We start from the raw sequence: 8,380 nt of genomic DNA on the forward strand, positions 1-8,380 counted from the left end.
CTTCCACCATCGCATCATTATCGAAATTACTGATAGCGCCTTTATTAGGCACAATCAATAACATGCGACGCTTGGTATTAAACGCAATGGCTTGTGCCAGATCGACGATATAAGACGCATGTTCATCTATTTTGAGTTGAGTATTGGCAGCACTCCCCTCTGCAATAATTTTACGGCACTCATCAAACACGAACTTTTCCCGGCCTTCCATCACTTCATTGGCTCGGGAATGCTCAGGTGAGGTATGCGCCACCATATCGTCGCCGTACAAATAATATTGCAAATAGGTATTTGGGAAGCTCCTGGGGTCTAGTGCAAAACTATCCCGCGCTTTAGCAAAAGTTTCATTCCAGCTGATCTCTTCTTTACCCTCGCCTTGCTCATCAGCATAACCATATTGTCTGACGTGCTCGGCCAATTTCGGCATTAAGTCTTCGCCAGTGGCTTTATCACGTACCGAGCTCCACCAGCCAAAATGGTTGAGTCCGTAATAGCGAGTTTCTAAATCTGCCGCAGAAGGATAGTGCAGTATTTTAGCCATTGCCTCTTCAATACTGATAGGCATATCACAAATATGATAAATACGAGCCGTCGGTCGTAAGCGGCGCGTCGCCTCAGCAACAATAGCAGCCGGATTAGAGTAATTTAACATCCAGGCATTCGGAGAATATTCCGTCATATAATCAAGAATCCCCAGCACCCCACTAATAGAGCGCATACCATAGGCAATTCCCCCCGCACCACAAGTCTCCTGCCCAACACAACCATATTTCATTGGGATTTTTTCGTCTTTTTCACGCATCGGAAGTTTGCCTTGCCGAATGTGTGCCATCACGAAATCAACTCCGCTAAAAGCCGCTTTGGGGTCGGTAGTATAGGAAAACTTTATTCCGCTTGATTGTTCGCGCAGAATAATTTCACAAGCTTTGGCGACAATCTCCTGGCGTGGGCCATCATTAGTGTTATAAAAGCCAACGGCAGCATGACAATAAAACCAAGAATATTAACGAAGGCGGCACCTTGGAAAATACTGATATAGTCAGGTAATGTGGTTGAGTAATAACGGTTATGTATCCAGGTCACCAGACTGCCACACAAAATTGCACCAATCACACTGGTATCCAGCGTTTTAATCCCGCCAATCATCGCCAGGCCACTGGTGCCACCGGTCTCTTGTGCGAAATTAACCCCCCAATGTGCACCCCAGACTTCACACATTGCCCCGAGAAAGGCATTAAAGGTCAGATAAGTAATTAAAGAGACTAAACAGGCAGAGGCTGGCGCTTTATTTGCCAATTTGATAGGTAAGCCAACAGCAAATAACAGTCCCATATTATTGAATACCGTCCAGCCGCCGGATTCAATAATTTTTAATAATTGGAAAAATAGACCATCTGGGCTGGCAAAGGTTTGATTTTGCAGTACCAAATTTTGGTGCATCACGAATGACGGTCAGGAAGGCATTGGATGTTTTAATTCAGGATGGTTTATTAGAGCGCCAGCAAGGTCGGGGCACTTTTATTATCGGGAAAGATCTTAAACACGATAATAATCATCTGAACAGCTTTACCGAACACATGAAAATGCTCGGTAAAACACCCCGTACGGAGGTATCTGAATTCAAAATCATCAGAGCGCCGCAAGCCATTGCCAGCCAATTAAATATCTTACAAGACGATAAAACATATTATATCAAGCGATTACGCTATACAGAAAAACAGATCATTCAGATAGAAGAAAGTTACTTGCCCGTGACGCTGATGCCGGATTTAACCTACCATCATCTTGAGTCATCAAAGTATGACTTCATTGAAAAACAGGCTCATTACCAAAATGAAGGGTGTCGACAAACCTTTTTACCGATTGTTGCCAGCCAGGAATTCGCTTTGCAGCTCCATTGTGATCCGCGTACGTTATTGCTGCAACTATTGGCGGTATCTAATACCACAGATGGGGTGATTGTGGATTTCTCAGTGATTACCTTTAATCCGACCGATTATAAAATCAGTTATTATCTTAAGCGCCATCCACTCGATTAAAGATGAAATCAGTGCACTAATCCTTTTACCGGTAGATTAATGCACAGAGTGTTATGTTGACCTAATGGTATCGCTCATCCCCCTACCCCGGTAATAAGCTCCCCAGACCAATAAACAAACCGGCAATGGTGGCACTCATCAAGTTAGATAATGTCGCCGCTAATAATGCACGGAATCCTAAGCGAGCAATTTCAGAGGCCCTTTCAGGTGCAACAGCACTAAAAGCCCCCACGACCACGGCAATAGAACCAAAATTGGCAAAACCACACAGTGCAAATGAAATAACAGCAATGGTTTTTACATCTAGTGTTCCGATGGTTTCTTTCAGATAAGGAGAAAAACTCAGATAGGCGACAAACTCATTAATCGCTAATTTTTGACCTATAAAGCCGCCAGCCAAGGAAGCATGTTCCCACGAAACACCCATAATATAAGCCAGAGGCGAGAACACGTAGCCAAGAACACTTTCAAGACTCAGGTGTTCAAAGCCAAATAAGCCACCAATACCGCCGATAATGCCATTAATTAATGCTATCAGCGCAACAAAGGCCATCACTACAGTCGCCACCCCTACTGCAATTTTTAGTCCCAGCATCGCACCATTAGCGGCAGCTTCAATAATACTGGCCGGGCGTTTATCACTGAAAGTCATCTCATTAAATTCAACTTTTGACTCTTCAGTCGCAGGGCTGATAATCCGAGCAAATAATATCCCACCGGGAATAGCCATTAAGGATGCAGCTAATAAATATTCAATGGGAACACCGAGACCAGCATAGCCAACCAACATTGAACCCGCGATGGATGCCATGCCGCTACAAATCACGGTAAACAACTCATTGCTGTTCATCTTATTTATAAAGGGTTTCACCACAGCAGGGATTTCATTTTGCCCCAAGAAAATAGTCGTCACCGCGGCAAATGACTCAACTTTGCTGATCCCCAGTAGTTTTTGAAAGATAGAACCGAGAATGTTGATTAACCAGCCCATAATCCCCAGATAATAAAGAATAGAAATTAATGAGGTGATAAAAATAATTGCGGGTAAAACATGGAAGGCAAAAACAAAACCTGCGCCATCAAATAACTCATTCATTTTTGGGCTAACCAAACCACCAAAAATAAATGCGCTACCTGCGTCGCTATAAGAAATGACTCTGTTAACCGCATTAGCAATAGAGGAAATAAACCATTTACCAGCGGGGACATAGAGCATCACTGCACCCAGTGTTATTTGGAGTAATAATGCAGCCCCCACTGTTCTTAGTCTTATTCTCCTCTTATTTACCGAGAAAATATAGGCGATAAGCAATAAGATGCACATCCCTGCTAAACTACGCAATAAATCCATAAATCCCCCGAAGTACCTATATAGATAGGCTCATGCTCGAAAAGGTGCCCCTCGGACAACGAATGTGTCAGGGCACCTCAAAGATATGAGCTATTATTTAGCAACTGTAATAAGGACACTATTTAAGGCGTATTACCTTTATATAAATTAAATAACACTCTGATATGAACAGGCGATTTTGGCTGCCAACTTGGCATTATTAAATACCAACTGAATATTGGCATGTAAACTGTCACCACCGGTTAGTTCAGCAACTCGGGCTAATAAGAATGGAGTACTTTCCTTACCAATAACGCCCTGTTCTTCTGATTCTTTAACTGCTTGTTCAATGGCTGTATTAATCATACTTTCGGATAACGCATATTGTTCAGGAATCGGATTGGCCACAACCATTCCTCCGCGTAGCCCCATTCCCCACTTGGCATTCATTGCCGCAGCAATTTGTTCCGCAGTGTCTAAAGTAATACTGACATCAAACGGGCTGGTACGACAAAAGAATGCAGGTAATGAGCGAGTCTGATAACCAATAACCGGAACGCCATGGGTTTCCAGATATTCAGTGGTTAAACCCAAGTCCAAAATAGATTTAGCCCCCGCGCACACAACAGTCACATTTGTTTTTGCCAGCTCTTGTAAATCGGCTGAAATATCAAATGTCGTTGCCGCACCTCGATGTACACCACCAATGCCTCCGGTTGCAAAGACTTTAATATTGGCCATTTCCGCAATAATCATGGTGGAAGCCACGGTGGTGGCACCATGTTGCCCATTAGCCACCACAAAAGGCAAATCGCGGCGACTGACTTTCATGATGCTATGGCCTTCTTTCCCCAGTAGTTCTATTTCATCCCGTGATAGGCCCGCTTTCATTCGGCCATTTATGACCGCAATGGTGGCTGGGACTGCGCCATTTTCACGAATTTTCTGCTCGACAAGTAAGGCGGTCTCAACGTTTTGTGGGTAAGGCATCCCATGAGAAATAATGGTGGATTCCAATGCCACTACGGCTTTATTTTGCGCCAAGGCCTGCGCAACTTCCGGTGAAATATCTAAATAAGATTGTGCCACTTCATTATTTGTCATGGTTGTAATTCCAATAGTTTTTTGACACTGCCATTCGACAGATTGGGGTTATTGGTCAGTTCCGAAGAGAGTGTTAATGCTGAACACCCTTGAGCAAAACGAATGCTCTCAGCAAACTCCATGTCATCAAGCCAGCAACTTGCTAACCCTGACATCATGGCATCTCCGGCACCGGTCACATTCACAATGTTGATATTCAGTGGCTGAGACCAGCCGGTCTGCCCATTAATTTCGCTGAAGTAAACGCCATCCTTACCCATACTGAGTGCCAAACGCTGGACACCTTGTTGATGAAACCACTCGGCTACAACCGGAATATCATCGCGGCTATCAATCTTCATACCGCTCAGTATTTCCGCTTCAAGACGATTAGGTTTCAATGTATGAATATGAGATAGCCAGTTTTTGATTCTGGGGGCTTTGAACGCGGATACCGTATCGACAAAGACCGGCACATTACCGGCGTTGGTAAATATCCACGAGAGAGACTCTTCTGTTAAATTGCAGTCAACAACGAGAATACCCGCGTGCTGAATTAATTCTTTGGTGCTAGCCAATAATGATGGCGTTAATTTTTCTAAAATACGCATATCATTAATTGCCACCAGCATTTCACCACTGTTATCCAGTAACGATACATAGGTTGAGGTATCCTCCCCATGTAGACTGTGACAATTGCTGACATTAACACCGGCTCGTTTGGCTTCATCAATCAAGGTGGCACCGTAAAAGTCATCACCCACGACTGAAATCAAATGACACTCTTTGCCTAATAAAGCAATATTCTCAGCAATATTTCGACCGACACCACCCGGTGTGCATTTTATTTTTCCCGGGTTAGAATCTTCATAAATAAGTTTACTGGCAGCATAACCACAAACATCCATATTGACAGAGCCAACGACCACCACATAACTGTGCTCAGATAATATATATCCTTTTCCTTTGATATAACCTTTTTGCATCAGATTCATAATGTGACCGGCAACACCCGAGCGACTTATGCCTAGAATATCGGCAATTTCTTGCTGGGGGATCAATGGATCTCGTCTCAGAAGCTGCAATATTTGCTTCTCTCGGCTGGTCATAATGGACACTTGTTTGTTTTTAAACATGTGTCTTTTTTATTATTTTGATTAGATAGAGTAAAGCGGATTTTATTACTCTATTTCAAAGTTGGGAGAATGATCGTAAGCGTGTTTTCAAACAGTTACAGCGTTTTTTTTGTGAAGCAACTCAAGTTATTCCTGTTACTAAATTAAATAAAAATAGCAATATATTTATATAAAGAATATTCCTCTAAAAATAAAGATAGATAATCAAAGAGATAACTATTCTCCCACAAAAAACCAAACAAGTGTTTGGTTGTCTATTTTCAGGAAAGAAAATCATGAATAGCTATAACCACGTTTCATAGAATAATGATCTATTTCACAATACTGAAGGTTTATTACGCAGGTTGTCGAGGGGGAAAGTCGCAGGATAAAAATAAAGCGACATCGGCAGGTGCCTATATCGCTTTAAAGTAATGTGGATTACACATCTGTAACTCGGATAAATTAGCTACGGACTAAATCATCGCCGTAACCAATCCACTTATAGGTTGTCAATGCATCCAACCCCATTGGGCCACGAGCATGAAGTTTTTGTGTACTGACTGCCACTTCTGCGCCCAAGCCAAACTGCCCACCATCAGTGAAACGCGTGCTGGCATTGACATAAACGGCTGATGAATCAACCGCGCGAACAAAATGTTCGGCGCTGCTCAGAGAACGGGTCAAAATAGCATCAGAATGGCTGGTACCATGCTCGCGAATATGGTCGATGGCAGCATTGAGGTCAGCCACAATCTCCACATTGAGATCCAGAGATAGCCATTCATCATCATAATCAGCAGCATCTACCGCCACGACCCTGGCTTTACCTTCCGCTAAAAACGGCATAGCTTGCGGGCTGGCATGCAGTGTCACACCAAAGGCATGCATTCTGTCACTCAATACCGGTAGGAAACGCGCAGCAATTTCTTGGTGGACAAGCAAGGTTTCCAATGAATTACATGCACTTGGCCGCTGAATTTTAGCGTTTTCAATCACTAATAAGGCTTTTTCAAAATCAGCGCTTTCATCGACAAAAGTATGGCAAACACCGATGCCTCCGGTGATAACCGGAATGGTCGATTGCTCACGACACAATTTATGTAAGCCCGCTCCGCCGCGGGGGATCAACATATCGATATAGTTGTCCATCCGCAGTAATTGAGTCACCAACTCTCGATCCGGGCTTTCAATCGCCTGCACCGCCGCTGGCGGTAAGCCACATTGCTCCAGCGCTTGCTGGATAACTTTTACTGTTGCCTGATTGGTGTGGTGCGTCTCTTTACCGCCACGCAAAATAACTGCGTTGCCGGTCTTCAAACATAAGCTAGCCACATCAATTGTCACATTAGGGCGAGCTTCGTAAATGACACCAATGACTCCCAGCGGGACGCGGCGACGCTCCAGTTTTAAGCCACTGTCGAGTAAGCTGCCGTCAATAACCCGGCCAACCGGATCATTGAGACGACATACCTGACGCACATCATTAGCAATGGCAGCTAAACGTGCAGGACTTAGCAGCAATCTGTCCAGCAGCGCCTCACTCATACCGCTGTCACGGGCAGCCGCCATATCTTGTTCGTTGGCCTGTAAAATGGCCTGACTTTCAGATTCCAGCAGATTGGCAATCACGGCCAAGGCCTGATTTTTCTTTGCCGTGCTCAGCATCGCCAATTGCCAGGAAGCCTGTTTAGCGGCTTTCCCCATCTGTTCCAGCATGCTCATGCTTGCTCCTTAGCTGACAATCATATCATCACGATGAACAGCCACCGGGCCATATTCATACCCGAGGATTTCACTGATTTGTTGCGAATGGTGCCCCGCCAGCAAGCGCAAGGCATCACTGTTATAACGCGATACACCGTGAGCCAAATCGCGCCCACTGAGATTACGGATACGAATGACTTCGCCGCGAGAGAAGTTCCCCACTACACTGCGAATGCCTTTTGGCAACAGCGAGCTGCCGCGCTCCATAATCGCGGTAACCGCACCATCATCGACGGTAATTTCACCGGCTGGCGGTGCACCAAAGATCCAGCGTTTACGGGTTTCCAGTGGTGTTTCCAGCGCGTGGAATCGAGTGCCAACTGGCGTTCCCTCAATCACGTCAGCAATAACCCCTACCTGGCTACCCGCAGCAATCACGACATCAATACCGGCACGACACGCAACATCAGCAGCCTGTAATTTTGTCGCCATGCCACCAGTGCCCAGGCCAGAGACACTATCACCCGCAATCCCGCGCAAAGCATCATCAATACCATGTACTTCGCGAATTAATTCAGCTTGCGGGTTATTACGAGGATCGGCGGTGTACAGCCCGGCCTGGTCTGTCAGTAGCAGCAATTTATCGGCACCAGCCAGAATCGCCGCCAATGCCGAGAGATTATCGTTATCACCCACTTTGATTTCAGCAGTGGCAACGGCATCATTCTCATTGATAACCGGTACTATGCGGTTATCCAGCAAAGCATTCATGGTATCGCGGGCATTGAGAAACCGCTCGCGGTCTTCTAAATCAGCCCGGGTCAACAGCATCTGGCCGATGTGAATGCCATAGATTGAGAACAGTTGTTCCCAAAGCTGAATGAGCCGGCTCTGCCCGACAGCGGCGAGTAATTGCTTTGAAGCAATAGTGGCGGGTAATTCTGGATAACCCAGGTGTTCACGCCCAGCGGCAATGGCGCCAGAGGTGACAATAACAATACGATGACCTTTTGCGTGTTGCTGGGCGCACTGGCGCACCAGTTCAACAATATGGGCACGATTAAGACGACGGGAACCGCCAGTCAGGACACTCGTCCCCAATTTCA

General features: G+C 45.3%; 7 protein-coding genes and 1 pseudogene. 1 reads left to right on the forward strand and 7 read right to left on the reverse strand.

The genetic code is table 11. The annotated features are described in order from the left end of the window. Both ACNSO8_RS00565 and ACNSO8_RS00570 read right to left on the reverse strand, forming a co-directional pair. Positions 1-970 (reverse strand): annotated as a pseudogene (locus ACNSO8_RS00565) (6-phospho-alpha-glucosidase); the annotation flags it as partial. Continuing rightward, positions 886-1,440 carry a PTS transporter subunit EIIC gene (locus ACNSO8_RS00570; RefSeq protein WP_418393513.1) on the reverse strand — a complete coding sequence of 185 codons (555 nt, stop codon included), beginning with the start codon at positions 1,438-1,440 and terminating at the stop codon, positions 886-888. The gene ACNSO8_RS00570 and the pseudogene ACNSO8_RS00565, both read right to left, overlap by 85 nt. Positions 1,441-1,445: 5 nt before the next feature. Between ACNSO8_RS00570 and ACNSO8_RS00575 the strand changes: the two genes are divergently transcribed. After that, positions 1,446-2,039, forward strand: a complete 594-nt coding sequence (locus ACNSO8_RS00575) for a GntR family transcriptional regulator (RefSeq protein WP_418393508.1) — start codon at positions 1,446-1,448, stop codon at positions 2,037-2,039. Between the two features lie 82 nt (positions 2,040-2,121). On the opposite strand, the gene ACNSO8_RS00580 is transcribed toward ACNSO8_RS00575, so the two are convergent. The 5 genes from ACNSO8_RS00580 to proB all read right to left on the reverse strand — a co-directional run. After that, positions 2,122-3,390, reverse strand: coding sequence for a NupC/NupG family nucleoside CNT transporter (locus ACNSO8_RS00580; protein ID WP_418393509.1), 1,269 nt, complete (start codon positions 3,388-3,390; stop codon positions 2,122-2,124). A gap of 147 nt (positions 3,391-3,537) precedes the next feature. After that, positions 3,538-4,473 carry a pseudouridine-5'-phosphate glycosidase gene (locus ACNSO8_RS00585; RefSeq protein WP_418393510.1) on the reverse strand — a complete coding sequence of 312 codons (936 nt, stop codon included), beginning with the start codon at positions 4,471-4,473 and terminating at the stop codon, positions 3,538-3,540. Further along, positions 4,470-5,561 carry a PfkB family carbohydrate kinase gene (locus ACNSO8_RS00590; RefSeq protein WP_418393511.1) on the reverse strand — a complete coding sequence of 364 codons (1,092 nt, stop codon included), beginning with the start codon at positions 5,559-5,561 and terminating at the stop codon, positions 4,470-4,472. Before ACNSO8_RS00590 ends, ACNSO8_RS00585 begins: the two co-directional genes overlap by 4 nt. Before the next feature lie 471 nt (positions 5,562-6,032). Beyond that, positions 6,033-7,286, reverse strand: coding sequence for a glutamate-5-semialdehyde dehydrogenase (gene proA / locus ACNSO8_RS00595; RefSeq protein WP_418393514.1), 1,254 nt, complete (start codon positions 7,284-7,286; stop codon positions 6,033-6,035). A gap of 15 nt (positions 7,287-7,301) precedes the next feature. Continuing rightward, positions 7,302-8,380: glutamate 5-kinase (gene proB, locus ACNSO8_RS00600; protein ID WP_418393512.1), on the reverse strand; the 1,079-nt coding region annotated here is incomplete at its 5' end.

It is taken from the genome of Yersinia sp. LJYL362, assembly GCF_048323875.1.

Bases quoted from the DNA above. Each gene is read 5' to 3' on its own strand.
- ACNSO8_RS00570 (WP_418393513.1), bottom strand. From the start codon at position 1,440: ATGCACCAAAATTTGGTACTGCAAAATCAAACCTTTGCCAGCCCAGAT.
- ACNSO8_RS00575 (WP_418393508.1), top strand. From the start codon at position 1,446: ATGACGGTCAGGAAGGCATTGGATGTTTTAATTCAGGATGGTTTATTA.
- ACNSO8_RS00580 (WP_418393509.1), bottom strand. From the start codon at position 3,390: ATGGATTTATTGCGTAGTTTAGCAGGGATGTGCATCTTATTGCTTATC.
- ACNSO8_RS00585 (WP_418393510.1), bottom strand. From the start codon at position 4,473: ATGACAAATAATGAAGTGGCACAATCTTATTTAGATATTTCACCGGAA.
- ACNSO8_RS00590 (WP_418393511.1), bottom strand. From the start codon at position 5,561: ATGACCAGCCGAGAGAAGCAAATATTGCAGCTTCTGAGACGAGATCCA.
- proA (WP_418393514.1), bottom strand. From the start codon at position 7,286: ATGCTGGAACAGATGGGGAAAGCCGCTAAACAGGCTTCCTGGCAATTG.